This window comes from Galbitalea soli, assembly GCF_010686725.1.
In the GTDB taxonomy this organism is placed as follows: Bacteria; Actinomycetota; Actinomycetes; order Actinomycetales; family Microbacteriaceae; genus Galbitalea; species Galbitalea soli.
Window position 1 is genome coordinate 205,996 of record NZ_JAAGWZ010000001.1, and the last position, 24,972, is coordinate 230,967.

24 protein-coding genes and 1 tRNA gene are annotated in these 24,972 nt (G+C 70.4%); 18 read left to right on the forward strand and 7 right to left on the reverse strand.

Features of this window, described 5'->3' with window-relative positions:
• Positions 1 to 69: 69 nt before the first annotated feature.
• From G3T37_RS00935 to G3T37_RS01015, 17 genes are all read left to right on the forward strand, one after another.
• A complete protein-coding gene (locus G3T37_RS00935) occupies positions 70 to 1,755 on the forward strand; it encodes a CTP synthase (protein ID WP_422110962.1) in 1,686 nt (561 codons plus the stop codon).
• Entirely contained in the window at positions 1,748 to 2,323 is a 576-nt protein-coding gene (locus tag G3T37_RS00940) for an NUDIX domain-containing protein (RefSeq protein ID WP_163471605.1), read from the forward strand. The genes G3T37_RS00935 and G3T37_RS00940 overlap by 8 nt, the downstream gene beginning before the upstream one ends.
• Positions 2,310 to 3,233, forward strand: a complete 924-nt coding sequence (xerD, locus tag G3T37_RS00945; RefSeq protein ID WP_163471606.1) for a site-specific tyrosine recombinase XerD — start codon at positions 2,310 to 2,312, stop codon at positions 3,231 to 3,233. Before G3T37_RS00940 ends, xerD begins: the two co-directional genes overlap by 14 nt.
• Before the next feature lie 59 nt (positions 3,234 to 3,292).
• Complete coding sequence (locus tag G3T37_RS00950) at positions 3,293 to 4,150, forward strand: ParA family protein (protein WP_163471607.1); 858 nt, start codon at positions 3,293 to 3,295, stop codon at positions 4,148 to 4,150.
• A gap of 1 nt (position 4,151) precedes the next feature.
• Positions 4,152 to 4,988, forward strand: a complete 837-nt coding sequence (locus G3T37_RS00955) for a segregation/condensation protein A (RefSeq protein WP_163471608.1) — start codon at positions 4,152 to 4,154, stop codon at positions 4,986 to 4,988.
• Positions 4,978 to 5,547: an SMC-Scp complex subunit ScpB gene (gene scpB / locus G3T37_RS00960; protein WP_163471609.1), complete on the forward strand. Its 570-nt coding sequence runs from the start codon at positions 4,978 to 4,980 to the stop codon at positions 5,545 to 5,547. Before G3T37_RS00955 ends, scpB begins: the two co-directional genes overlap by 11 nt.
• A complete protein-coding gene (locus G3T37_RS00965) occupies positions 5,534 to 6,322 on the forward strand; it encodes a pseudouridine synthase (protein ID WP_163471610.1) in 789 nt (262 codons plus the stop codon). The genes scpB and G3T37_RS00965 overlap by 14 nt, the downstream gene beginning before the upstream one ends.
• Entirely contained in the window at positions 6,319 to 7,416 is a 1,098-nt protein-coding gene (locus tag G3T37_RS00970; RefSeq protein WP_163471611.1) for a prephenate dehydrogenase, read from the forward strand. The genes G3T37_RS00965 and G3T37_RS00970 overlap by 4 nt, the downstream gene beginning before the upstream one ends.
• Positions 7,413 to 8,093 carry a (d)CMP kinase gene (gene cmk, locus G3T37_RS00975; protein WP_163471612.1) on the forward strand — a complete coding sequence of 227 codons (681 nt, stop codon included), beginning with the start codon at positions 7,413 to 7,415 and terminating at the stop codon, positions 8,091 to 8,093. The genes G3T37_RS00970 and cmk overlap by 4 nt, the downstream gene beginning before the upstream one ends.
• 9 nt (positions 8,094 to 8,102) lie before the next feature.
• Positions 8,103 to 9,611, forward strand: coding sequence for a ribosome biogenesis GTPase Der (gene der / locus G3T37_RS00980; protein WP_163471613.1), 1,509 nt, complete (start codon positions 8,103 to 8,105; stop codon positions 9,609 to 9,611).
• On the forward strand, positions 9,611 to 10,882 hold the full coding sequence (locus G3T37_RS00985) for a M18 family aminopeptidase (protein WP_163471614.1): 1,272 nt from the start codon (positions 9,611 to 9,613) through the stop codon (positions 10,880 to 10,882). Before der ends, G3T37_RS00985 begins: the two co-directional genes overlap by 1 nt.
• Before the next feature lie 2 nt (positions 10,883 to 10,884).
• Positions 10,885 to 11,376: a hypothetical protein gene (locus G3T37_RS00990; protein WP_163471615.1), complete on the forward strand. Its 492-nt coding sequence runs from the start codon at positions 10,885 to 10,887 to the stop codon at positions 11,374 to 11,376.
• 40 nt (positions 11,377 to 11,416) lie between these two features.
• Positions 11,417 to 11,899, forward strand: coding sequence for an NUDIX domain-containing protein (locus G3T37_RS00995; protein WP_163471616.1), 483 nt, complete (start codon positions 11,417 to 11,419; stop codon positions 11,897 to 11,899).
• Between the two features lie 84 nt (positions 11,900 to 11,983).
• A tRNA-Pro gene (locus G3T37_RS01000) sits at positions 11,984 to 12,057 on the forward strand.
• A gap of 225 nt (positions 12,058 to 12,282) precedes the next feature.
• Positions 12,283 to 12,963, forward strand: a complete 681-nt coding sequence (locus G3T37_RS01005; RefSeq protein ID WP_163471617.1) for a hypothetical protein — start codon at positions 12,283 to 12,285, stop codon at positions 12,961 to 12,963.
• On the forward strand, positions 12,945 to 13,694 hold the full coding sequence (locus G3T37_RS01010; RefSeq protein WP_163471618.1) for a hypothetical protein: 750 nt from the start codon (positions 12,945 to 12,947) through the stop codon (positions 13,692 to 13,694). The genes G3T37_RS01005 and G3T37_RS01010 overlap by 19 nt, the downstream gene beginning before the upstream one ends.
• A gap of 235 nt (positions 13,695 to 13,929) precedes the next feature.
• On the forward strand, positions 13,930 to 14,523 hold the full coding sequence (locus G3T37_RS01015) for a dihydrofolate reductase family protein (RefSeq protein ID WP_163471619.1): 594 nt from the start codon (positions 13,930 to 13,932) through the stop codon (positions 14,521 to 14,523).
• Between the two features lie 26 nt (positions 14,524 to 14,549).
• Here the strand turns inward: G3T37_RS01015 and G3T37_RS01020 are convergent, their stop codons facing one another.
• The 4 genes from G3T37_RS01020 to G3T37_RS01035 form a co-directional block, all read right to left on the reverse strand.
• Positions 14,550 to 14,729 carry a YciI family protein gene (locus tag G3T37_RS01020; RefSeq protein WP_163471620.1) on the reverse strand — a complete coding sequence of 60 codons (180 nt, stop codon included), beginning with the start codon at positions 14,727 to 14,729 and terminating at the stop codon, positions 14,550 to 14,552.
• A 27-nt stretch (positions 14,730 to 14,756) separates the two neighbouring features.
• A complete protein-coding gene (locus G3T37_RS01025) occupies positions 14,757 to 16,781 on the reverse strand; it encodes an ATP-binding protein (protein ID WP_163471621.1) in 2,025 nt (674 codons plus the stop codon).
• 109 nt (positions 16,782 to 16,890) lie between these two features.
• Positions 16,891 to 17,778: a hypothetical protein gene (locus G3T37_RS01030; protein ID WP_163471622.1), complete on the reverse strand. Its 888-nt coding sequence runs from the start codon at positions 17,776 to 17,778 to the stop codon at positions 16,891 to 16,893.
• A gap of 101 nt (positions 17,779 to 17,879) precedes the next feature.
• Positions 17,880 to 18,530: a hypothetical protein gene (locus tag G3T37_RS01035; RefSeq protein WP_163471623.1), complete on the reverse strand. Its 651-nt coding sequence runs from the start codon at positions 18,528 to 18,530 to the stop codon at positions 17,880 to 17,882.
• 196 nt (positions 18,531 to 18,726) lie between these two features.
• Between G3T37_RS01035 and G3T37_RS01040 the strand changes: the two genes are divergently transcribed.
• Complete coding sequence (locus tag G3T37_RS01040) at positions 18,727 to 19,485, forward strand: class I SAM-dependent methyltransferase (RefSeq protein ID WP_163471624.1); 759 nt, start codon at positions 18,727 to 18,729, stop codon at positions 19,483 to 19,485.
• On the opposite strand, the gene G3T37_RS01045 is transcribed toward G3T37_RS01040, so the two are convergent.
• The 3 genes from G3T37_RS01045 to G3T37_RS01055 all read right to left on the reverse strand — a co-directional run bounded on the left by G3T37_RS01045 (position 19,370) and on the right by G3T37_RS01055 (position 24,946).
• The gene (locus G3T37_RS01045; protein ID WP_163471625.1) at positions 19,370 to 21,868 is read right to left on the reverse strand and encodes an HAD-IC family P-type ATPase; all 2,499 of its coding nucleotides are present in this window, start codon (positions 21,866 to 21,868) and stop codon (positions 19,370 to 19,372) included. The genes G3T37_RS01040 and G3T37_RS01045 overlap by 116 nt on opposite strands.
• Positions 21,869 to 21,998: 130 nt before the next feature.
• Positions 21,999 to 23,774 (reverse strand): DEAD/DEAH box helicase, encoded by a 1,776-nt coding sequence (locus tag G3T37_RS01050; protein ID WP_163471626.1) that lies wholly within the window; start codon positions 23,772 to 23,774, stop codon positions 21,999 to 22,001.
• Between the two features lie 116 nt (positions 23,775 to 23,890).
• Positions 23,891 to 24,946 (reverse strand): substrate-binding domain-containing protein, encoded by a 1,056-nt coding sequence (locus tag G3T37_RS01055; protein WP_163471627.1) that lies wholly within the window; start codon positions 24,944 to 24,946, stop codon positions 23,891 to 23,893.
• Positions 24,947 to 24,972 lie beyond the last annotated feature (26 nt).

Consider the following 24,972-nt stretch of genomic DNA (forward strand, 5'->3'; position numbering starts at 1 on the left):
AGTTCGCGCGCCCGGATCAGCGCGTCGGGCGGTGCGGCTCAGGCTGTCGGTGGGATACGCTGTAATCCCGTGGTGGATAATTCTTCAGCGGTCGTAACCAAGCACATCTTCGTCACCGGTGGAGTCGTCTCCTCACTGGGCAAGGGACTCACGGCCGCCAGCCTCGGCAATCTGCTCACCGCGCGTGGGCTTCGGGTCGTCATGCAGAAGCTCGACCCCTACCTGAACGTCGACCCGGGCACCATGAACCCGTTCCAGCACGGCGAGGTGTTCGTCACCGACGACGGCGCCGAGACCGACCTGGACATCGGCCACTACGAGCGGTTCCTCGACATCAACCTCAGCCAGTCGGCCAACGTGACGACCGGACAGATCTACTCGCAGGTGATCGCGAAGGAGCGCAGGGGCGAGTATCTGGGCGACACGGTGCAGGTCATCCCACACATCACCGACGAGATCAAGCGACGCATGCGGCTGCAGGCGAACGACGAACCGCAGCCCGACGTGATCATCACCGAGATCGGCGGGACGGTCGGCGACATCGAGAGCCAGCCGTTCATCGAGTCGGCCCGGCAGGTGCGACACGAGCTCGGGCGCAAGAACGTGTTCTTCGTGCACGTCTCACTCGTGCCGTACATGGGCGCGTCGGGCGAGCAGAAGACGAAGCCCACGCAGCACTCGGTCGCCGCGCTGCGGTCGATCGGGATTCAGCCCGACGCGCTCGTGCTGCGCAGCGACCGACCCGTCTCCGAGGGCAATAAGCGCAAGATCGCGCTCATGTGCGACGTGGATGAGGCGGCCGTGGTCAACGCGATCGACGTGCCGAGCATCTACGACATCCCCACGATGCTGCACGATCAGGGACTCGACGCCTACATCATCGAACAGCTCGGGCTCGATGCGGGCGAGGTGAACTGGGACGGCTGGCGCAACCTGCTCGGCACCGTGCACGACCCGAAGTTCGAGGTGACGATCGGCCTGGTCGGCAAGTACATCGACCTCCCGGACGCCTACCTCTCCGTCACCGAGGCGCTCAAGGCGGGCGGCTTCGCGCACAACACGAAGGTGAACCTGCGGTGGGTTCCGTCCGACGAGTGCGAGACGCCCGAGGGGGTCATCCGCAACCTGGCCGACCTCGACGGGATCTGCGTTCCCGGCGGATTCGGCATCCGCGGGATCGAGGGAAAGCTCGGGGCGCTGAAGTTCGCCCGCGAGAACGGCATCCCCACGCTCGGCCTCTGCCTCGGCCTGCAGTGCATGGTCATCGAGTACGCGCGGGATGTCGCAGGGTTCCCGGGAGCCTCCTCGACCGAGTTCGACCCCGACACGGTCTACCCCGTGATCGCGACCATGGCGGAACAGGTCGACATTCTCGCCAAGGGCGACATGGGCCACACCATGCGCCTCGGTCTCTATGAGGCGGCACTCGCGCCGGGATCCCTCGTGGAGGAGCTCTACGGGGCCTCGACCGCGTCGGAGCGCCACCGCCACCGCTACGAGGTGAACAACGCCTACCGCGATGCGATCGCGAAGGCTGGCATGGTCTTCTCCGGAATCTCGCCCGACCGCACCCTCGTCGAGTACGTCGAGCTGCCGCGCGAGGTGCACCCCTTCTACGTCGGCACGCAGGCGCACCCCGAGCTGCGGTCGCGGCCCAACCGCGCGAACCCGCTGTTCCGGGGCCTCGTCGGGGCGGCGCTCGAGCGGCAGCAGTCCAGCCGCCTGTTCGAGGTGGCAGAGCCCGCCGATGCCTGACGGCGAGGCGCGCGGGCCGATCCGCGACGAGCGTACTCCGCCGCGGATCGTGAGCTCGGAACTCGCGTTCGCCGGACGGGTGTGGGACATCCGCCGCGATGTCTTCGAGTACAACGGCGAGCAGATCGCGCGCGACTACGTCGACCACTCGGGCGCGGTGGCCGTGCTGGCCATGGATGACGAGGGGCGGGTGCTGGTGATCCAGCAGTATCGCCACCCCATTCAGTCGCGCGACTGGGAGCTGCCGGCGGGGCTGCGGGACATCGCGCACGAGGATCCGCTCGTCGCCGCGCAGCGGGAGCTCGCGGAGGAGGTCGACCTCGTCGCCTCCGACTGGACGGAGTTGATCGACTTCTACACCTCTCCCGGCGGCAGCAACGAGCTCATCAAGGTCTACCTCGCCCGGGGGCTCAGCGCGACCGAGCAGGTCTACGAGCGGAGCGAGGAAGAGGCCGACATCGAGGTGCGCTGGGTTCCCCTCGACGAGATCGTCGACGGCGTGATCGAGGGCAGACTGCAGAACTCCATCCTCGCGATCGCGGCGCTCACCGCCCATGCCCGCCGCTGAGTACGACCTCACCCGAAGCCTCGACCGCTACCTGAGGTACGTCGCGATCGAGCGCGGCCTCGCCTCGAACACCGTCGCCGCCTACCGGCGCGACCTCACCCAGTACCTCGCCTGGCTCGAGGAGCAGGGCGTGCGGATGCCCGCCGAGATCCTCCCCGCACACCTCGCCGAGTGGCTCCGGCTGCTCCGCACCCGCGACGAGCGCCCGCTGTCGCCCGCCTCCACCTCGCGGATCCTCTCCTCGGTGCGCACCTTCCACCGCTACCTGCTGGAGGAGGGCCAGGTCGAGGTCGACGCGAGTGCGGACACCACCCCGCCGAAACTGGCCGGGCGCCTGCCCAAGGCCATCACCGTCGACCAGATGGCCGCGGTGCTCGCGGCGGTCGCGGGCGACAGCCCTCGTGAACTGCGCGATTCCGCCCTCCTCGAGCTGATGTATGCAACGGGAGCTCGCGTCTCCGAGGCGGTCGACCTCAACGTCGACGATGTGATCGACGGTGACGTCGTGCGCCTGTTCGGCAAGGGCGGCAAGCAGCGCATCGTCCCGCTGGGCAGCTACGCTCGAGCCGCGATCGACGCGTACCTCGTGCGGGCTCGTCCGGTGTTCTCGGTGATCGGCCCGTCGACGCCGGCGCTGTTCCTTGGGGCGCGGGGGCAGCGGGTGTCGCGCCAGAACGCCTGGCTGATCATCCGGGCGGCCGCGCGGAAGGCCGACCTTGCTGTGGAGATCTCGCCGCACACCTTCCGCCACTCCTTCGCCACCCACCTCCTGGAGGGCGGCGCCGACGTGCGCGTGGTTCAGGAGCTGCTCGGGCACTCCTCCGTGGCGACCACCCAGATCTACACGCGCGTCACCGCCGACCGGCTGCGCGACATGTACACGACGGCGCATCCGAGGGCCCGCGGATGACCGGCACACGCCGGGCCCGCCTCGACAGGCGCGCGCCCACGCCAAAGTAGACTGTCGTCATGGTCACCGCCGCTTCCCCCTCAGTCGGGCCGACGGGTCGGCCGATTCGCTCCTTTCCCGCCCCCGCGTCGCTGAAAGGGCACGGACCGGCCCGAATCATCGCCCTGTGCAACCAGAAGGGCGGCGTCGGCAAGACGACGACGACCATCAATCTCGGGGCGTCGCTGGCCGAGAGCGGTCGGCGCGTGCTGGCGATCGACTTCGACCCGCAGGGAGCCCTCTCCGCTGGGCTCGGCGTGCAGACGCACGACGTCACGACCATCTACGACCTGCTCCTCGGCACGGTGAAGGACGCGGCGTCCACGATCGTCCACACCTCGATCGCCGGACTCGACGTGATTCCGGCGAACATCGATCTGTCGGCGGCCGAGGTGCACCTCGTCAATGAGGTCGCGCGCGAGCAGATCCTGGCCCGCGTGCTGCGCCAGGTCACGGGCGAGTACGACGTGATCCTCATCGACTGCCAGCCCTCGCTCGGTCTTCTGACGGTCAACGCGCTGACGGCGGCGCACGGGGTGCTCATCCCGCTCGAGTGCGAGTACTTCGCACTGCGAGGTGTGGCTCTCCTGGTCGAGACCATCGACAAGGTGCGCGACCGTCTCAACCCGGCGATCACCCTCGACGGCATTCTCGCGACGATGTACGACGGACGCACGCTGCACGCGCGCGAGGTGCTGGAGCGCGTGGTCGACACCTTCGGTGACGACGTGCTCGAGACGGTGATCAGCCGCACGGTGAAGTTCCCGGATGCGAGCGTGGCCGGCGCGCCCATCATCACCTTCGCTCCCGAGCACCAGGCCGCGGAGGCCTACCGTCAGCTGGCGCGCGAGCTGATCTTCCGCGGCGCCGTCGCCTAGCGTGGTCGCGACCCGCGTTCCTGCCGCGGCGCCCGCCGCCGACGTCGAGGAGGCACCCTCCGGGTTCGCGGTGAGCCTCGCCAACTTCAGTGGACCCTTCGATCTGCTGCTCACCCTCATCGGAAAACACGAGCTCGACATCACCGAGGTCTCGCTCAGCCGGGTCACCGACGAGTTCATCTCCTACCTTCGCGGTCTCGATTCCCCGGAGGAGCTCGATCAGGCGAGCAGCTTCCTGGTCGTCGCGGCCACCCTGCTCGACCTCAAGGTCGCCGGGCTGCTGCCGCAGGGCGAGCTCGTCGACGCGGAGGACGTCGCACTGCTCGAGGCGCGCGACCTGCTGTTCGCCCGCCTGCTGCAGTACCGCGCGTTCAAGGAGGCGGCGCAGTGGTTCGGTGCGCGGATGGACGCCGAGTCCACCCGGCATGTCCGCTCGGTGCGATTGGAGGAGCGCTTCCGTCAGCAGACGCCGGAGCTGGTCTGGACCCTCTCGCTCGCCGACTTCGCCGCGATCGCCGCGCTCGCCTTCGCGCCGCGCGAGCTGCCGGTGGTGGGACTCGATCATCTGCACGCACCGCTCGTGAGCATCCGGGAGCAGGCCGCGCACGTCGTCGCCCTCCTGCGCGGTGGCGAGACGATGAGCTTCCGCCAGCTGATCGCGGGCGCCGACCAGAAGGGCGTCGTGATCGCGCGCTTCCTCGCCGTGCTCGAGCTGTACCGTCAGGGCTCGATCTCCTACGACCAGCTCGAACCGCTCGGCGAGCTGACCCTGCGCTGGACCGCCGAGCACTGGTCGGACGACAGCCTTGCTAACCTCGGAGCCGACTATGACTCCTGAGCCGCACCCCCTCGACCTCACCCGGGCCCTCGAGGCCATCTTCATGGTGGCGGATGAACCGCAGAGCCTCGTCTCGCTCGCGACGTCGCTCGGCGCGCCGGTCGCGGCCGTCCGGCAGGCCGTCGAGACCCTCGTCGCCGACTACGACGGCGAGTCAGGCGGGGTGCGCCGGGGATTCGAGCTGCGCGAGGTCGGCGGCGGCTGGCGCATCTATGTGCGCGACGAATTCGATGTCGCGGTGCGCGACTTCGTCCTCACCCAGAACCCGACGCGCCTGTCGCAGGCGGCGCTCGAGACGCTCGCGGTGATCGCCTACAAGCAGCCGATCACGCGGGGCGCGATCGCGTCGATCCGCGCGGTCAACGTGGACTCTGTGGTGCGCACGCTCCTCGGGCGGGGGCTGATCACGGAGGCGTTCACCGACAGCGAGACGGGCGCGATCCACTATGCGACGACCGACATGATGCTCACGCAGCTGGGCATCAACGCCATTGACGAGTTGCCGCCGATCTCGCCCCTGCTCGCCGACGGAGCGGAGGGATTCGATGACCTTCGATGAACCGCAGGCGGACGGTGAACGCCTGCAGAAGGTGATGGCCGCGGCGGGCGTCGCGAGCCGACGCGTCTCGGAGGACCTCATCGCGGCCGGCCGCGTGACCGTCAACGGCGAGGTCGTCACGGAGCCGGGGCGGCGCGTCCACGCGGCAACCGACCTGGTCTCGGTGGACGGCGTCGCGATCCAACTCGACACGAGTCGGCGGTACCTCATGCTGAACAAGCCGACGGGAATCGTGAGCTCGCTGCGCGACGAGAACGGCAACCCGGATCTCTCGCGCTACACGGCGCGCTACGAGGAGCGGCTGTTCAACGTGGGCCGTCTCGACGCGCAGACGAGCGGCCTGCTCATCCTCACCAACGATGGCGAGCTCGCGCACGTGCTCGCCCACCCCTCGTTCGGCGTCACCAAGACCTACGTGGCGAAGGTGCAGGGCGACGTGAGCGCCGCGACCCTGCGTCGCCTCACGACCGGGGTCGTGCTCGATGACGGCGAGATCGTCGCCGACAACGCCCGACTCCTCGGGAAGGCCTCTCGCGGCCAGTCGATGATCGAGATCGAATTGCACTCGGGTCGCAATCGCATCGTGCGTCGCATGCTGAACGCGGTCGGCCACCCCGTCGTCGACCTCGTGCGTCGCAGCTTCGGACCGCTGACCCTCGGCTCGCTGCAGGTCGGTCAGATCCGCGATCTCACGAAAGCCGAGCTGGGCGCGCTGCTGACGCTCGCGCGCGACCACGGCGCGACCCTGCGGCGCGGGACGGGGGAGGGCTCATGAGCGAGGCGAGAACGCGCGGACCCGTGCGGATCGTGGGCGCGGGGCTGCTGGGCGCGAGTATCGGGCTCGCGCTTCGCGCGAAGGGGGTGGAGGTCATCCTCGACGATGTCTCGCCCGCCACCGTCACTCTCGCAATCGACTACGGGGCGGGTCGCGCCGCGGCACCGGATGACCACCCCTCGCTCATCGTCGTCTGCGTGCCGCCCGACGTCACGGCCCGCACCGTCGCCGCAGAACTGGCCGCCCACCCGCACGCGCTGGTGACCGATGTGGCGAGCGTGAAGCTCGCTCCGCTCACCGAGCTGCGGGCGCTGGGCGCCGACGTGTCGCGGTACATCGGATCGCACCCGATGGCGGGCAGGGAGCGCGGGGGAGCAGTCTCGGCGCGCGCCGACCTCTTCGTCGGGCGCCCCTGGGTGGTGGCGAACCACGACGGCATCGCCGACCGGCGCACGGCTGACCTCACCATCGAGGCGCTCGCGCTCGACCTCGGCGCGGTGCCGATCGAGATGGAGGCCGCGGAGCACGACCGCAGCGTCGCGCTCGTCTCCCACGTGCCCCAGATCATCTCCTCCTTGCTCGCCGCGCGGCTCGAAGACGCGAGCGACGCGGCCGTCGGGCTCGCCGGCCAGGGGCTCCGCGACACCACGCGCATCGCGTCCAGCAACCCGGAGCTCTGGGTGCAGATCCTCACCGCCAACGCCGAGCCCGTGGTCGAGGTGCTGCGCGCCTACCGCGACGAGCTGGACGCGGTGATCGCCTCGCTCAGCGAGCACGCGGCACCCGGGGCGCGCCGCGCCATCGCCGAGGCGCTCGCGGGGGGCAATGCGGGTGTCGCCCGCATCCCGGGAAAGCACGGACAGGCGAAGCACTTCGCCTCGCTCGTCATCATGGTCGCCGACCGCCCGGGCGAACTCGCGCGACTGCTCACCGAGATCGGGGCGGCGGGCGTCAACATGGAGGACCTCCGGCTCGAGCACTCCCCGGGCGCGCAGATCGGCCTCGCCGAGATCGGTGTGCTGCCCGAGGTGGCCGGCCGCCTGGCCGAGGAGCTCGAGTCGCGGGGCTGGAAGATCGCGGGAGCATTCTCATGAGTATCGTCGTCGCCATCGACGGGCCGGCCGGCTCCGGCAAGTCGAGCGTGAGCCGCGCGGCGGCCCGGGCGCTGGGTTTCGCCTACCTCGACACGGGTGCGGCCTACCGCGCGCTCGCCTGGTCGGGGCTCGACCGCGGAATTCCGCTCGCCGACCCGGCGGCCGCGGCGGCGGCGTTCGAGGGTTTCGACTACTCCATCGGAACGGACCCCGACGACACGACCGTGCGGGTGGGTGCGGTGGACGTGACGGAGGCGATCCGCGAGCCGCGCGTGACCGAGGTGGTGAGTCTCGTGGCGCGGGTGCCCGAGGTGCGTGCGCGACTCGTCGAGTTGTTCCGCGGCATCATCGCGACGACGACCCGGCCGGGAATCATCGTGGAGGGGCGCGACATCACGACCGTGGTGGCGCCAGATGCCGCAGTGCGGATCCTGCTCACCGCAGACGAACAGGTTAGAATGGGCAGGCGTTCCGCGGAACTCTCAGGGGTTTCCGCTGAGACGACGGCTCGGCAGCTCGCCTCGCGGGATGCCCAGGACTCTCGGGTCGTTGACTTCATGAATGCCGCAGACGGTGTCACCACCGTCGATTCGACGGATCTCGACTTCGACCAGACGGTCGCCGCGGTCGTCGCGCTGGTGCGCGACACGACGCGGGTCGAGACCCCCACAGACTGAGGACACCCCATGGCAGACGAAAAAGACGACTTCCCCGAACTGGATGGTCAGCTCGTCGATCGTCTCAACGCACTGACGGAGGAGGAGGCGGCGCAGCGCGCGACCGCGCTCCGGGCCGGACTCGAGGACTACGACCTCGAAGACGACGACCTCGACATCCTGGAATCGGCGACCGAGGACCCGGACGCGATCGTCTACCTTCCCGCGCTTCCGGTGCTCGCGATCGTCGGTCGCCCCAACGTGGGCAAGTCGGCGCTCGTCAACCGCATCCTGGGCCGCCGCGAGGCCGTCGTGCAGGACACGCCGGGCGTCACGCGCGACCGCGTCAACTACAAGGCCGAGTGGGCCGACCGCCGCTTCACCATCGTCGACACCGGCGGCTGGGAGCCCGACGCGAAAGGCATCAACGCCTCGGTGGCGGCGCAGGCCGAGGTCGCGGTCGACCTCGCCGACGCGGTGCTCTTCGTCGTGGATGCGACCGTCGGGGCGACGGCGACCGACGAGCACGTGGTGCGGATGCTGCGGGGCTCGAAGAAGCCGGTCATCCTCGTGGCCAACAAGGTGGACGACGCTCGGCAGGAATCCGATGCCGCGGTGCTGTGGAACCTCGGTCTCGGCGAGCCGTGGCCGGTCTCGGCCCTGCACGGCCGGGGCGTCGCCGACCTCCTCGACAAGGTGCTGGAGGTGCTGCCCGAGACCTCCGCGGTCGCGAAGCGCGAGGTGGGCGGACCCCGTCGCGTCGCCCTCCTCGGGCGTCCGAACGTGGGCAAGTCGAGCCTGCTCAACAAGACCGCGGGCGAGGAGCGGGTGGTCGTCAACGAGCTCGCCGGCACCACGCGCGACCCGGTCGACGAGCAGATCGAGCTCGGCGGCAAGGTGTGGCAGTTCGTCGACACCGCCGGCATCCGTCGCCGCGTCAACCTCGCGCAGGGCGCCGACTTCTACGCGACCCTCCGCACGAGCGCCGCGCTCGAGAAGGCCGAGGTCGCGGTCGTGCTCATCGACGTGAGCGAGGTCATCAGCGTTCAGGACCTCAAGATCATCGACCTCGTGCTCGAGTCGGGCCGTGCCCTCGTGCTCGCCTTCAACAAGTGGGACCTTCTCGACGACGACCGGCGTCGCTACCTGGAGCGGGAGATCGAGCAGGACCTCTCGCACGTGTCGTGGGCACCGCGCGTGAACATCTCGGCGAAGACCGGGCGTCACATGGAGAAGCTGGTCCCGGCGCTCGAACTCGCGCTCGAGTCGTGGGACAAGCGCATTCCCACCGGAAAGTTCAACGCGCTGTTGGCCGAGCTCACGGCCGAGCATCCGCACCCGGTTCGCGGCGGCAAGCAGCCGCGCATCCTGTTCGGCACGCAGGCCGCGTCTCGGCCGCCGACGTTCGTGCTGTTCACGACCGGTTTCCTCGACCCGCAGTACCGGCGATTCATCACCCGGCGCCTTCGCGAGATCTTCGGCTTCGAGGGCAGCCCCATCAACGTCAACATGCGAGTGCGGGAGCGACGCAAGCGCTGATGACCGCGACCGCGCACCTCTCGTCCCTCGGCGCCTTCGTCGAGGCGTCCCCCTCCTCGTTCCACGCCGCCGCCGAGGCCGCGCGGCAGCTCGAGGGGGGCGGGTTCCGCCCTCTCGACGAGACGGAGGCGTGGGACGCGGGCCCGGGCCGCTGGTTCGTGGTGCGCGACGGCGCCATCGTCGCCTGGGTGACGCCGCTGGGTGCGGGCCCCGTGACGCCCTTCCGGATCGTCGGCGCCCACACCGACTCGCCCGGCTTCGCCCTCAAACCGAAGCCGACCACGGCGAGCAACGGCTGGTTGCAGGCGGGGGTCGAGGTCTACGGCGGCCCGCTGTACAACTCGTGGCTCGACCGCGAACTCGAACTCGCGGGTCGGCTCGTCTTTCGCGACGGCGAGACGGCGCTCGTCCGCACGGGACCGGTGCTGCGGATTCCGCAGCTCGCGGTGCACCTCGACCGCTCCGTCAACGCCGAGGGTCTCAAACTCGACCCGCAGCGGCATCTGAATCCCGTGCTCGGCCTCGCCGGGCACGATTCCGACATCGTCGGGCACCTCGCGGGGCTCGTCTCCCGCGACGGCTCCGAGGTGACCGGGTACTCCGTCGTCGTCGCCGACACGCAGCCCCCGGCACGATTCGGCATCGACGGCACGCTCTTCGCCTCCGGCCGGCTCGACAACCTCTCGTCTGTTCACGCCGGGCTCGCCGCCCTGCTCGACCTCGGCGACGACGTGGACGAGATCGCCGTGCTGGCCGCCTTCGACCACGAGGAGGTCGGCTCCGAGACGCGGTCCGGCGCGAGCGGGCCGCTGCTGGCCGATGTTCTCACCCGCATCGGGATCGGACTGGGCGCGAGCGAAACCGAGCGGATGCGCGCGCTGGCCGGGTCGTGGTGCCTCTCGGCCGACGCGGGGCACGCCGTGCATCCCAACTATCCTGACCGGCACGACCCGGCGAACCGGCCGATCGTGAACGGCGGCCCGCTCCTCAAGATCAACGCCAACCAGCGGTACGCGACCGATGCGCCAGGTGCGGCGGAGTTCGCCCGCGCCTGCGCGCAGGCCGGTGTGGAGTACCAGGAGTTCGTCTCCAGCAACGCCGTGCCGTGCGGGTCGACGATCGGGCCGCTCACCGCGACCCGTCTCGGAATCCGCACGATCGACGTGGGCATCCCCCTCCTCTCCATGCACTCCGCGCGCGAGCTGTGCGGTGCCGACGACCCCGCCGCGCTGTCGCGGGCGATGGGCGCCTTCCTGGCGCCGGCGGAGTAGCGATGTTCGAGATGCTGCGGCCGCTCGACCGCTTCGCTGCCGGGCGCCACGCCGACTACCGCGTCAGCGAGCACATGCTCGACCACCCGAGCACGCTGCGCAGCTTTCGCGGAATCCGCTGGATTCTCGCGGCGGAGGTGCTCGTCGGCGTCGCGGCCATCGTGATCGCGGTGGTGCTGCAGGCCCACGGCGTCACGGTGCAGTGGGCGGTGTGGTTCCGCAGCATTGCGGTGCTCGGCATCACGCTCACGCTCTACTACTTCGCCACCCGTGCTGCCGAGGGCTACTACTGGGCCTACTCGCGCCTGCGGCTGTTCAGTCGGATCTTCCCGATCGTCACCCTGGTCGTCGCCACTATCCCCGGCCTATACCCGCTGTGGATGACCATCGAGCAGGTCATCTTCAGTCTCCTCATGATCGGCATCGGCGACCTGCTGCTCACCGACCACATGCGCGAGGCGTTCCCGAAGCCGGTCGCGGCGAGCGGCGCCTGACGCGCGCCTGGTGACCGCGGGCTCGTGACAGACTGAGAGCGTGACCGCACGGCCCCCACTGCCCCCGCCGCATCTGCGCGACCCGGGCGACGCGTGGGTGGAGGGCCCCGACGGCACCCGTTACTGGGGTCGATACGGGGCCGCGGGACTGCTGGTCTGGCAGCCCGACCACGGCGTGCTACTGCAGCACCGCGTGGAGTGGAGCCACTTCGGCGGCACCTGGGGCATTCCGGGGGGCGCGCGCAAAATGGGCGAGTCCGCGGTCGAGGGCGCACTGCGCGAGGCCGCCGAAGAGGCGACCGTTCCGCCCGAGGTGCTGAGCATCCTGCACACCGCCGTCTTCGACCTCGGCTTCTGGTCGTACACGACCGTGGTCGCGCGCGCCGAGGCGCACTTCGATCCGGTGATGGCCGACCTGGAGAGCAACGAACTCCGCTGGGTCGCCGTGCACGAGGTGGATGCCCTGCCCCTGCATCCCGGATTCGAGGCGTCCTGGCCTGCGCTCCGCGAATTCCTGCACTGAGCGGACGCGACGCGTGCGGGGCCGTTCCTCGTTGCGGCCGGGAACCGGTAAGCTATTCGAGTTGCCCTCCACGGCAACGAGCCACGGGCTGTGGCGCAGCTTGGTAGCGCACTTGACTGGGGGTCAAGGGGTCGCAAGTTCAAATCTTGTCAGCCCGACGGAAACACGAGGATGAGCGCCGCCCCCACCAGGGCGGCGCTCATCCTTTTCTGCATTCTGAGATCTGGGATTCGGGGCCGCACTGGTCGTCCGCGGGCCTGCCCCCGCTTCCGCCGCGCGGGAGAACGCGGTAGGCAGGACGGACGGTAGCCGGACGTAGGCGAGATACGAACCGCCGGACAGAGGTTGTGTCATAATACTTTCCAAACAGAAAGTAATCCGACATGGCTGACCTCACTGCGACGGAACTCGCCGAGCGCCTCGGCGTGACTCGGCAGCATGCGCTCGGGCTGCTCCGTTCCGGCGCGATCGTAGGACGCCGACTGGCAAGCGGTGCGTGGCTGGCTGACGGGGATGCGGTCGCTCGCTACGAGATCGCTGCACGGCGCGGTAAAGGACGATCGCTCGATCCGAGCACGGCGTGGGGTCTGCTCTGGGAGCTCTCGGGACTCCGAGCTGACTGGCTAGGGGTGAGCACGCGCGCTCGGGTACGCCGCCGCGTTCGGGAATCGACGGCGGAGGACCTCGCCAAGGCGGTGGTCAAGCGCACGGTCGCGCACCGCTACACAGCGGCAAACGCGGAGAGCGCCGCCGCCGGGCTCATCGCGACCGGCCGTGCCGCCGCCGACACACTCGGGAGCGAACTCATGAGCGACCGGCGCCGCGTGTCCGGGTATGTGCGTTCCGGGAGTCCCGATGAGTACGCCGTTTCCCATTTCATGATCGCTGACGCCAATGGTCAGGACGTCGTCTATGAGAACACCCTCCCGATTGACTTCGGCGGAGACGTCATGCCGCAGGCCGTGATCGCGGCGGATCTCGCCACGAGCACCGACACGCGCGAACGCAGTGCTGGCCTCCGGGCAATCGAGGACATGAGGCAGGCATGGCTGGCCGCACGCTGACCGTCGACATGCGGGACGACGACCTGATCCCGGCCTGGGCGACCGTCATCGAGCTAGCCGAGATCGGCGCCGCCGCACAGTGGACGCTCGTCGGCGGCCTGATGGTCGCCGCGCACGCACGGCGGGCTGGAGTGCTCATGCGGCGTCCGACGAACGATGTCGATGCGCTTGTCGACTACATGACGAACCGCTCCAGTCTCTCGGAGGCGAGGGGCGCGCTTTCGACCATCGGGTTTCAGCTCAGCAGCGATGAGCAGCACGCATACCGGTTCCGTCACGAAGACGGCCGCAAGGTCGACCTCATGGTCGCCGACCATCTGCCGTCGCGAATGAGTCCACGCTTGGATCGCCGCCCGGCATTCGAGGCGCCGTCCGGTGAACAGGCGATCCGGCGTCGCGACGTCTACCGGTTGGAGTTCCACAGTGGCGCTGTCGTGGAGGTCGGCGTGCCGGATGAACTTGGCGCGCTGGTGGCCAAAGGTGCTGCCTGGCTGGCAGACAGGCGGGACCGGGACCGCCATCTCGACGATGCGGCAGTGCTGCTGGCGTGCGTCCACGACGCGTCCGACCTCGACTATGCCTCCACAAGTGCGAACGACCGCAAGCGCGTCGGCGCAGTCACCAAGGTGCTCGCTGGCGAGATGCATCCGTCGTGGGCGAACCTCGATGTCCCGGATCGACGACGCGGCCTGCTGAATCTCGCCCTGATCAGACAGGCGTTAGGGCTCTGAGCTGCGCGATGTGAGCCCTCGCCAAACACCGGCACTCGCTCCTCGAAATCACTCGATACCAGCCGAGCCGAACCGACACACCAGCCCCACGGCGTCAGCCTGGAATCCCTGATCAACCAAGAAATCCTGGCGGATTCCGAGGCCGTTCTAGTCGCAGGCGGGACCGCCCCACTTCCGCCGCGCGGGCGAACGCGGTAGGAAGGACGGACGGGTCCATCGCTGGGGAGGCACGCTCATGAGCGAAGTCGTGGTTCAGGCATTCATCACGCTGGACGGTGTGTCGCAGGCGCCGGGCGGGGTCGACGAGGATCGCGAGGGCGGCTTCGAGTTCGGCGCCTGGCAGTTCGACTACCCGCTCGGGGAGCTCATCCCGGAGTGGGAGAGCCGCACCGAGGCGCTGCTGCTCGGCCGGAAGACCTACGACATCTGGTCGAAGGCGTGGGGCGTCTGGGATGAGGATGCGCCGGGACTGCAGGGCGAGTTGACCCGCCGGTACAACCGCGTGCCGAAGTACGTGGCCTCGCGCACGCTCACCGAACTCGGCTGGGCGAACTCGCACCTGCTCGGGCCGGACGTGCCGGCCGCCGTGGCTGCGCTGCGGGAGCAGCCGGGCGGCGAGATCCGGGTGTGGGGGAGCACGGAGCTCATCCGAACGCTGGCCGAGCACGACCTGGTCGACGAGTACCGGATCATCACCTACCCGCTCGTGCTGGGCACCGGGAAGCGACTCTTCGCCGCGGGCTTCCCGCACACGCGACTCTCCCTCGTGGAGAGCTGGCCGCTCGACTTCGGTGCGATCGTGTCGCGACACCGGCGAGCCGGGAACTGAGGCGGGAGCGGGTCAGCCCGTGCCGGTCATCCGCCGACCTGGCGCACCTCGATGGGTGCGAAGCGGCTCTCGTGCAGGCGACCGGCGATCTCGCACGCCCGGTCGATGTCGACGCAGTCGAGCAGGTAGTACCCGGAGGCGAAGTCGGCCGAGTCGTACAGCGGCCCCGCGGTGATCGCGAGCTGCCCGTCGGTGGAGCGCACCACCCGGGCCCCTTCCCGCCTCGCGCTCTCTCAGACCCGGGCGGGGGCGGCCAGGTCGACCGCGACGGCGTCGCTCCCTGCTGCCGGAAGGCGGACGACCGCCGTCGTTCCGGTGACGCCGTCCGACTCGAGCGTGAAGGTGCCGTGCAGCGTGGCCGCGAGACCGGCCACGACAGCGAGTCCGAGCCCGGTGCCCTGGATGGAGGACGACAGGGTCGAGCGTCCGAACCGCTCCATCACATGGGGCAGTTCCTCGGGAGGAATTCCGATGCCGTCGTCGGCGACGGAGAGGATCACGCTGTCGCCGTCTTCGCGCGTCGTGATGGTGACCGTGCCTCCGGCGGGAGTGAACTTGATCGCGTTGGAGGTCAGGTTCGCGAGGATCTGGGTGACCTCCAGGGCGTACCCGGTCATCCGGGTGGAGTCGCGCGCGGAGAGATCGACGAGCCGAACCCCCTTCGCCGTCGCCATCGCGCTCAGGTCTTCGACGCACTCGGCCACGAGAGAGGACACGGCCACCGGTGCGCTCGCCACCGCAACGCTGCCGTGCTGCAGTTCGGCGAGCTTGAGCAGGTTGTTGACGAGGGCGAGGAGGCGCGTGGCATTGCGCGTGACCACCCTCAGGTAGCTGTTCTGCTCCTCCGTCAGCGGGGTCTCCTGAAGCTCCTCCGCGAAGCCCATGATGCTCGCGATGGGGGTGCGCAGGTCGTGGGTGACGGCGGACACGAACTCGTCCTGCCGCCGGCTCGCCTCGCGCAGCGTCGCCGCGGTCTGCGTCTCGTTCTGGAGCGCCGCGGCGAGTGCGCGCTCGGTCTGGTGCCGGATCGTCGTGTCGACGAGCTGGATCGTGTAGGCGTTCGGGCCGCCGACAGAGGGAATGCTGGCGATGAGCAGCTGGAGGTGGCGCCCCGAGGCGTCGTCCCACTCCTCGGAGGCCTGACCCGCCCGTCCGTGGGTCATCTGCTGGATGTGGGCGAGGATCCGGCCGTGGGTGGCCGCATCCACCTCCGCGGTGGTCGGGGACGCGCCGAGCGAGAGCATCTCGAGCGCCGCCGGGTTGATGTCGAGCACCTGCAGTTCGCCGGCGCTGGGGCTGAGGACCACGAACCCCACCTGGGCCTGACCGAGTCCGGCGCGGAGGGACCGTTCCGCCGCCGCGACCCGTCGCAGGAGAACCTCGCGCTCGTTGCGCAGGGCGCCCAGCACGAGCACCGACGCGCACATCGTGAGGAAGTACACCTGCACGAGCGTCGTCATGGACGCGGGGTTTCCGAGTTCGGTGCGGTGGAAGGGACCCCCACCGCTCAGCGTCAGGATGAGGGTGACACTCGCAGCGGTGACCAGTTGGATGACCACGACGGCGAGGGGGAACCGGAAGGCCGCCCAGAGCAGGAAGGGCAGGGGCAGGAAGGCGAGCGGCAGCGACTGGCCCGGCCAGAACACGCCGACGAACACCGCGGTCACGACGAGCGATTGGACGAGGAACTCCGACTTGGGGAGCGTGGTGCGCCGGAATCGCACGAGCACCAGAGGCACGATGAGCACCGTGGCCGAGAAGTGCGACGGCACGATCCTCGACAGCGCGGAGACCGGGTCGGCGTGCGTGACCAGCCAGATGCCGATCCCGCCGAGAATGCCCGCCATCGACGCGCTGAGGCCGCCCGCGATGAACACGCGCCGCACGTCGGCGAAGTGGGTGAGGATCGCCCGATGCCCCCGCCACAGGAGCACGCGAGCGAAGAGGTAGGTTTCCGCACCGTTGACCACACCGCCGATCACGGCGAGCGCGAGCGGTCGATGCGACACGAGCGCGACGGTGAGCATCGTCACGACGCCGATCACCGCGGCGACCACGAGCGGCCGGCGGTGCGCGAACAGCACGGCTGCGACCCCGACCCCGGCGGCCGGCCACCAGACGGCGACGACGCTTCCCGGCGGAGTCAAGGCATTGGAGGCGATGGCGAGAACGGCACTCACCGCCACGGTCAGCCCGATGACCCCCACTCGCGCGCGCGCCGAAAGATCGCGCACGCGAAGCACAACTGAACCGTCCACCCCACTCACCCCCCGATGACCGCTCCATGAGCGTAAAAACACACTACCCCGAGTGCAGTCGGGGGCCCAGCACCGCGGGGACCCCCCTTCACGGGGGAAATCGAAGCGGTTACTCGGCTTTCGGCGTCGCCGCGCGCCCGACGACCACTGCCGCGGCGATGGTGCCGATCTCGGCGAGCACCGTGACCAGGCCCTTCAGGTCGACGGGTTCACCCGCGCCGAGGCGCAGTCCGATCGCGTCCTCGCTGTGCCCGGCATCGAGGGGCAGTCCGACCAGGACGGCGTAGGCGTAGACGGCGAGGAGGGCGATCGACAGGGTGATGGCGAGGCCGAGCGCGCGGTCATCCCGGCGCAGGAGCACGACCGCGGCGAGCGCGAGCTGGGCGAGCCCCGCGACGAAGAACCCGGCACCGAGCAGGGTCGACTCGCCGAGGTGCTCCGGGGTCAGCATGAGGTGGATGCCCGCCGCCACGATGAGCGCCACCGCGAGCAGCACCCGCGCAACGTCCGCGCGCACGAGTCGCGTCGCGGTGCCGGGCACGACGATCGCGGTGGTGAGCAGTGCCGCGCCACCCGCCGCCATGAGCCACGGCCCCACGCCGGCGCTGGGCGCGGTGAGGGCGGCGGCAGGACCGGGCGCCGCGACGTAGGCGCCGATGCGGGCCGCGCTCAGGAGGCTGTCGGCGGCGATGAGCCCTCCCGCGAGGGCGGCGATCACGCGGAGCACGCGCGAGTCGCCGCGGCGTGCGATCGTCACCACGAGCGCGAGTCCGATGAGGCCGAGCACCGCGAGGGGGCCGCCGTCGAGGGCGATTCCCCGAACCGTGGTGAGCCCGTTGAAGAGCAGGAGCCACGGTGAGGCGGCTCCCGCGGTGAGGAGAAGGACCGCGGTGCCGCCGAGGCCGAGGGCGGGGAGCGATCGGGCACTCAGCGAGGGCGCCGGGTGGGCGAGGGAGTCGGTGGGGCTGAGCGGGGCGCGGGCGTGAAGGGTGCTCATGAGGGGTCCTGTCGGCACGGGGAGGGGGAACGGGGTTGCTTTTCAGCGGGGGACGCTGCGGGGCGCGATCGCTCGCGCCCCACAGCGTGCGAGGGGACGGGTCAGCGCTGTCCCACCACGTTGAAGAACAGGTACATGTTCGTCGGGATGGGACCGAGCACGCCGCTGTTCGAGGTGGCGAGCAGGGCATCCATCGTCGCCTGCGACTTGTCGGCGGCCAGCTTCGACCACGCGGCCTCGTTGGTGACGGCGACGATCTTTACCTGCCACCATCCGCCGGCGTTGCCGTCGAGGATGTGGCTGTGCGCGGGCAGCGGAACGTCGGCGACGGCGTCAGGCGACGCCCCGAGGGCACCTGCGATGCGCGACAGGTCGATGTTCATCGGGTGGTTGGGGCAGCTCGCCTCGGCACACATCGGGGCGGGGCTGGGGTTGGCGAAGAGCGGCACCAGCACATAGAGCACCGAGCGGTTGGGGTTCGCGACGGGGCCGACGTTCGCCGCCGTGCCCACCTCGCACCCGCTCGACGCGGACGAGCTGACGCTCGTGTCGCAGAAGTAGTTCTGCGGGTACTGGATGGTGACGGTCTGGCCATTGCTCCAGGCCGGCGTCTTCGCCGAGGAGACGGGATGCACGGTCGAACCGGAGGCGAACGCCGCCGTACCGATCGAGACCGATGCGATGACGAGTCCGGTGACGAGGGAGGCGGCGAGGCCGAGGCGACGCCGTCCCGCAGAGGTGAATCGATCCACGGTGATGATTTCCTTTCGGGCGCGGCCGGGGGTGGGGGAGACAACGCCTTGCCGGGGAGCGGACGGCCGCGGATCCGGTTCCGGTTCAGGTGACGGTTGTTCGGAGCGCCCGCCCCGGGCGATTGGTCGTGGTTCGCGCCGCGGCGTCGAGGCGGGCGTCTATCGCGCGACGCGGCCGGCGACTACCGTTGCCCGCATGATCTTCGACGTCGCGGCGGACTCCTATCAGCGGTTCATGGGACGGTACTCCGATCCGCTCTCCGCGCTCTTCGTCGATGCACTCGCCCCGACACCCGGTTCGCGCGCCCTCGACGTCGGCGCCGGCACGGGAGCACTGACCGCGCAGTTGGCGCGGGTGCTCGGCGAGGAGGCCGTGGCCGCGGTCGAGCCCTCCCCGCCCTTCCTGGCCGCGCTCCGCGAGCGGCTCCCGCGAGTGGATGCCCGGCTCGCGCCCGCGGAGGCCATCCCCTTCGCGGCGCACGCCTTCGATCTGACCGTCGCGGGGCTCGTCGTCAACTTCATGACCGAGCCGCTCGTCGGCATCGCGGAGATGCGCCGGGTCACCAGATCCGGCGGGCGCGTCGCTGCGTCGCTCTGGGATTTCTCGGGGGGACGCGCCCCGCTCTCGCTCTTCTGGCGAGCCGCCTCCGCGATCGATCCGGCGGCCGAGGATGAGGCGGCTCTCGTGGGCGCCCGGCCCGGGTACCTCGGCGAGCTGTTCGAGTCGGCCGGACTGCACGAGGTGCGCTCGGGCGAGCTGACCGTTCGGGTGCCCTACGCCGACTTCGAGGAGTGGTGGACGCCGTACACGCTGGGCGTGGGGCCCGCCGGTGCCTACGTCACGCGGCTGGACGACGAGGCCCGCGCCGCGCTCCGGCGCGAGTGCGAGGCGCTTCTCGGACCGGGTCCCGGCGCCATCGAGGGGACAGCGGTGACGACGGTCGGGGTCGTCTGAGTCCGAGGAGTTCGAGGGTGACGATCGCGAGCGCGGTCGCCACTGCCACGAGCGTTGCCGTCACGCCGCCGAGGGGTGCGAGTTCGAGGAAATCGGAGGCCAGTGGCACGAACAGCACCAGCCCGAGTCCGGCAACCGTCGCCAGGATGATCGCCGCGGTCGTCCGCGTGAGCGGCCGGGCGAGTGCCGTCAGAACCCACAGGGCGACCAGCGCGAGAAGGATCGTCGCGCCGGACCGCAGCTCTCGCTCCGGCACCCCCAGCGCCGACGCCGCGCGCGTGTAGGCGAAGAGGGTCACGCCGATCGTCGCGCCCGCCGGCACCGCGAAGCGCAGCGCACGCCCCAGGAAGCCGGCTCGATAGCGCCGCGCGTTCGGCAGGAGCGCGAGGAAGAAGGCGGGGATCCCGATCGTGAGGCCGTCGGTCACCGACAGCTGCCGGGGGAGGAACGGGAACGGCAGGGTCGCCGCACCGATCGCCACAGCGAGCGCGACGGCGTACACCGTCTTCGTGAGGAACAGCATCGACACCAGTTCGATGTTCGCCGCGACCCGGCGACCCTCGGCGACGATGCCGGGGAGCGCCCGGAAGCGCCCGTCGAGGAGGGTCATCCGCGCGACCGCCTTCGTCGCGGGGGCGCCCGACCCCATCGCGATACCGAGATCGGCTCGCTTGATCGCGAGGGCATCGTTGACGCCGTCACCGACCATCGCGACGACGTGCCCCGCGTCGCGCAGAGCCGCCACGATCGCGATCTTCTGCGCGGGGGTGACCCGACCCAGCACGAGACGGCTGGCGAGGGCATCCCTCAGCGCCCGCGGCTCGTCGGGCAAGTCGCGAGCGTCGTGGGCCGCCTCGACCGCCATGCCGGCCGCGCGCGCCACGGCGGCGACGGTCGCCGCGCTGTCGCCGGAGAGGATCCGCACCGCGACCCCCTCCCGCCGGAAGTACTCCAGCGTCTCGGCGGCATCCGGCCGGATCGTCTCGGTGAAGGTGAGCACGACCGCGGGGCCGAGCTCCGCGGGAAGCGCGACACCCTCGCCCGACGGTGCGGCGAGGGGATGCACACTGTGCGCGAGCACGAGGGTGCGGCGCCCCGTCGCCGACAGCTCGGCGGCGCGGCGGTGGAGCGCGTCATCCGCGGCGGGGAACAGCACGTCGGCGCCGCCCAGTACCCAGGAGCCGGGCGCGCCGTCGGCGAATTCGACGGCGCTCCACTTGCGCGCCGACGAGAACGGAACGCGGCGGATCGGGAGGAGCGCCGCCGTCGCCGGGAACGCGGACGAGAGGGAGCGCGCCGTCGCGTTCGACTCCTCGTCGGCCCCGTACCAGCCGAGCACCCGCTCCCAGCCCGTGGGCGCGGTCCCGCTCGCGGCGGCCGAGTTCTCCGCCGCGGCGAGCGCCTGCTCCTCCACGGCGTGTGCGGCCTCGAACGCGATGACGCCGTCGGTGAGCGTTCCCGTCTTGTCGAAGCAGATCACGTCGACCCGGGCGAGGAGCTCCACGGCGGCGAGTTCGTGCACGAGCACCCCGCGCAGGCCAAGCCGCGCCGCGCCCACGGCGAAGGCGATGCTCGTCATGAGCACGAGTCCCAGCGGGATCATCGCGACGACGGCCGCGATGGTGCCGACTGTCGCGCTGTGCCACTGCGCCGGGCTCAGGGCGGGCGTCCAGCCGCCCTCCGCGATCACCTGCGCGTTCAGCACGAGCGCGGCGATGGGAAGCAGGAGCCAGGCGATCCAGCCCAGCACGCGCGAGACCGATCGGCGCAGTTCGGAGTCGACGAGCGAGAACTGCCGGGCTCGGTCGGCGATGACGTTGGCGTAGGAGCCGCCGCCGACGCGCGTCGCGCGGGCGCGTGCGGTGCCGCTGAGCACGATCGACCCCGAGAGCAGTGCGGAGCCGTCCGGCTTGTCCACCGGGTCGGACTCGCCGGTCAGCATCGACTCGTCGACCTGGAAGCCGGTCGCGCTGTCGATCGTGGCGTCGGCGGGCACCTGGTCACCCGCGCGCAAGAGCAGAACGTCATCCACGACGACCTGGGTGATCGGAATCGCGACCGGCATGCCGTCGCGGAGGGCCACGACCTCGACAGGGTGAAGCACCGAGAGCCGGTCGAGGACGCGCTTCGCCCGCAGCTCCTGCACGATGCCGATGACGGTGTTGGCCAGTGCGCTCGCCCCGAACAGGGCGTCCTGCCACTGGTCGATCGTCAGCAGCGCGACGAAGCAGACCAGGATCACGCCGTTGAACAGGGTCAGCAGGTTGGCCCTCAGGATGCTGCTCACCGTGCGACTCGTGGGCGGCCGGAAGTCGTTGGTCTGACCCCGTTCGACGCGGTCGAGCACCTCGCCTCGGGAGAGCCCGCTACCGTCCAGTGGCACGGAATCGACTCCTCGGCGCGAGAGCCGCCCCTCGGGGGCGGGACGGGCGGAGGCCCATCATCCCCATCGTTCCCGCCCACCCGCGCCCGCGGTAGGGACGTTGGTCACGGCTGTGCGGCGCCGCACGCGCTTATCGTGCTCGCCGCGGTTTCCGGTCGGGGGCGATCTCGATCAGCTTGCCGCTGATGCGGGTGTCGCGCAGGCGATCGAGCACATCCGCGGGGAGGTCGGCGGGGAGCTCGACGAGAGAGAAGTCGGGCAGGATCTTGATGTGTCCGAAGTCCTCCCGGCTGAGGCCTCCCTCGTTGGCCAGCGCCCCCACGATCTGTCGGGGTTCGACGCGCTGACGCTTTCCCACCTCGATGCGGTAGGCCGTCATCGGGCCGCCCGCCGGACGCGCCCGGCGCTCGGGGCGGTCGCCACGGTCGGGCCGATCCGAGCGCTCGCGTCGGTCGGCACGATCGATCCGCTCGGGACGGTCACCCCGCTCGTGGCGCTCGGCGCGGTCGCGCTCCTCGCGGTCGAAGCGTTGCGCGCGCACCTCCTCGGCGGTGAGGAGCAACGGGGTCTCACCCTGAGCGACGACGGCGAGCGCCGCCGCGACATCCGACTCCGGAACGTCGTGATGCTCGACGTAGTGCGCGATGATGTCGCGGAAGCCGTCGATGCGGTCGGTCTGGCTGAGCGCCTCGGTGATGGCATCGTCGAATCGCGCGAGACGCGTCACGTTGATGTCGTCGACGCTGGGCAACTGCATCTGGGTGAGCGGCTGCCGCGTCGCGCGCTCGATCGCGTCGAGCAGTCGGCGCTCCCGCGGGGTCACGAAGCTGATGGCGGAACCGCTGCGCCCGGCGCGCCCCGTGCGTCCGATGCGGTGCACGTAGGACTCGGTGTCGATGGGGATGTCGAAGTTGACCACGTGGGAGATGCGGTCGACGTCGAGTCCGCGCGCGGCGACGTCGGTGGCGACCAGGATGTCGAGCTTGCCCGACTTCAGCTGCCCCACCGTGCGCTCGCGCTGGGCCTGAGCCACATCGCCGCTGATCGCCGCCGCGGAGTAGCCGCGAGCCCGGAGCTTCTCGGCGAGGGTCTCGGTCTCGCTCTTGGTGCGGACGAAGACGATCATGCCCTCGAAGTTCTCGACCTCGAGGATCCGCGTGAGGGCATCCACCTTCTGCTGGTAGGAGACGATGAGGTAGCGCTGCGAGGTATTGGCCGAGGTCGTCGTCTTGTTCGCGACGGTGATCTCTTCGGGGTCGTTCAGGTACTTCTTGGAGATGCGCCGGATCTGGGGCGGCATCGTCGCGGAGAAGAGAGCGACCTGCTTGTCATCGGGAGTGCTCGCGAGGATCGTCTCCACGTCCTCCGCGAAGCCCATCTTGAGCATCTCGTCGGCCTCATCGAGCACCAGGTATTTGAGCTCGGAGAGATCGAGCGTGCCCTTCGCGAGGTGATCCATGATGCGACCCGGGGTGCCGACCACGACGTGGACCCCGCGCCGCAGCGCGGAGAGCTGCACGCCGTAGGCCTGGCCGCCGTAGACCGGGAGCACGTGGACCCCGCGCAGGTGCGAGGCGTACTGCTCGAAGGCCTCGCACACCTGCAGCGCGAGCTCGCGGGTGGGGGAGAGGACGAGCGCCTGCGGGTTCTTCTGCGAGACGTCGAGTCGAGACAGGATCGGCAGGGCGAACGCCGCGGTCTTGCCCGTGCCGGTCTGAGCGAGCCCGACGACGTCGCGACCGGCGAGCAGCGTCGGGATGGTCGCGGCCTGGATCGCCGAGGGCGTCTCGTAGCCGATCTCGCGGACCGCGCGCAGAACCGGGTCGCTGAGACCGAGGTCGGTGAAGGTCACCGCTGAGAGGGCAGAGTCTGCCTCGCCCAGCGCCGTGGGATCCTGAGGCGTCATGCCCCCAACGGTAGTCGCTTCGGGCGTGCCGTGGCTTCGGGCGTGCCGTCGCGCGGGGCGTGCGGTCGTGCTGGGCGTGCCATCGCGCTGGGCGCGCCGCGAGCCGCGCCCCCGTCTCAGAGCTCGGCGACGAGCTCGAAGTCGTAGTGGTCGGCGCGAGCCAGGTACAGCGTCTGCGACGCGTGATTGCCGACGAACGCGACGTCGCCGCGCGGGCCCTCGAACCGGGTGCCGTCGACCACGCGGTCGGTCACGGCGACCTCGGCGCTCCCGGCGCGCCGCAGAATGGCGTGCAGGGCGAGGATCGACTCGTAGCAGGCCTCCGCCGCAGCACCCACCGCGGGCGCGTGCGGTCCGACCGCGCGCGCGTACCGGCCCGAGAAATCCAGAGCGTGCCCGGTCACGAGGCTGCGGAACCAGCCGCCCGTCGAGAACAGGTTCCGGGTGGCGCGGGCACCGCTCGCCATGAGCATGTTCTCCTCCATGAGCGAGCTAAGGCGGGTCATCCGCTCATCAAGGCCCGCCGCCGCGAAGGCGCGGTTGAACCGCACGGCGTTCTGACCGACCATGAGCACGAGCACGCTGTGCGCCCCGGAGGCGGCCGCGCTCGCGAGAGTCTCACGCACTCGGGCGTCGCTGTCGCCCTCGACGGCGAGGAAGCTCGCCCCGACGAACTCGATTCCGAGCTCGACCGCGCGGGCGCGCAGCACCGCGAACGTCGAGCGAGGCCAGGCGTAGTCGTCGCCGACGACGAACCAGCGCGACGCCCCGGTCTCCGCTCGCAGTCGCGCGAGAGCGGGGACGAGCTGCGCCGACGGAACCTCACCCGTGACGTACACCCCGGGGCGCGACTCCTCGCCCTCATAGGCGGCCGGGTAGCTGTAGGGGATGCGCGCCGCCACGACCGGGACGATGGCGTTGCGCACCGCCGAAGTGTGCCAGCCGCACAGTGCGTGCACGGCGCCCCGCGCCAGCCGCTCGCCCAGCTCGCGCCGGAGCGCGGCGAGCGGCTGCCCCGCGTCGATGACGTGCAGCTCCACCTCGCGCCCCAGCATTCCGCCCGCGCGGTTGATCTCCGCCACGGCGAGCTCCGACACCGCCTGACAGGCCGGCCCGTAGATGCCGCCGGGACCGCGCAGGGGGATGACCAGCCCCAGGTGGAACGCGCTCATGACCCCCCCTCGCGCGGTGCTGCGTG

Bases quoted from the DNA above. Each gene is read 5' to 3' on its own strand.
- G3T37_RS00940 (WP_163471605.1), top strand. From the start codon at position 1,748: ATGCCTGACGGCGAGGCGCGCGGGCCGATCCGCGACGAGCGTACTCCG.
- xerD (WP_163471606.1), top strand. From the start codon at position 2,310: ATGCCCGCCGCTGAGTACGACCTCACCCGAAGCCTCGACCGCTACCTG.
- G3T37_RS00950 (WP_163471607.1), top strand. From the start codon at position 3,293: ATGGTCACCGCCGCTTCCCCCTCAGTCGGGCCGACGGGTCGGCCGATT.
- scpB (WP_163471609.1), top strand. From the start codon at position 4,978: ATGACTCCTGAGCCGCACCCCCTCGACCTCACCCGGGCCCTCGAGGCC.
- G3T37_RS00965 (WP_163471610.1), top strand. From the start codon at position 5,534: ATGACCTTCGATGAACCGCAGGCGGACGGTGAACGCCTGCAGAAGGTG.
- G3T37_RS00970 (WP_163471611.1), top strand. From the start codon at position 6,319: ATGAGCGAGGCGAGAACGCGCGGACCCGTGCGGATCGTGGGCGCGGGG.
- cmk (WP_163471612.1), top strand. From the start codon at position 7,413: ATGAGTATCGTCGTCGCCATCGACGGGCCGGCCGGCTCCGGCAAGTCG.
- der (WP_163471613.1), top strand. From the start codon at position 8,103: ATGGCAGACGAAAAAGACGACTTCCCCGAACTGGATGGTCAGCTCGTC.
- G3T37_RS00985 (WP_163471614.1), top strand. From the start codon at position 9,611: ATGACCGCGACCGCGCACCTCTCGTCCCTCGGCGCCTTCGTCGAGGCG.
- G3T37_RS00990 (WP_163471615.1), top strand. From the start codon at position 10,885: ATGTTCGAGATGCTGCGGCCGCTCGACCGCTTCGCTGCCGGGCGCCAC.
- G3T37_RS01005 (WP_163471617.1), top strand. From the start codon at position 12,283: ATGGCTGACCTCACTGCGACGGAACTCGCCGAGCGCCTCGGCGTGACT.
- G3T37_RS01010 (WP_163471618.1), top strand. From the start codon at position 12,945: ATGGCTGGCCGCACGCTGACCGTCGACATGCGGGACGACGACCTGATC.
- G3T37_RS01015 (WP_163471619.1), top strand. From the start codon at position 13,930: ATGAGCGAAGTCGTGGTTCAGGCATTCATCACGCTGGACGGTGTGTCG.
- G3T37_RS01030 (WP_163471622.1), bottom strand. From the start codon at position 17,778: ATGAGCACCCTTCACGCCCGCGCCCCGCTCAGCCCCACCGACTCCCTC.
- G3T37_RS01040 (WP_163471624.1), top strand. From the start codon at position 18,727: ATGATCTTCGACGTCGCGGCGGACTCCTATCAGCGGTTCATGGGACGG.
- G3T37_RS01050 (WP_163471626.1), bottom strand. From the start codon at position 23,774: ATGACGCCTCAGGATCCCACGGCGCTGGGCGAGGCAGACTCTGCCCTC.
- G3T37_RS01055 (WP_163471627.1), bottom strand. From the start codon at position 24,946: ATGAGCGCGTTCCACCTGGGGCTGGTCATCCCCCTGCGCGGTCCCGGC.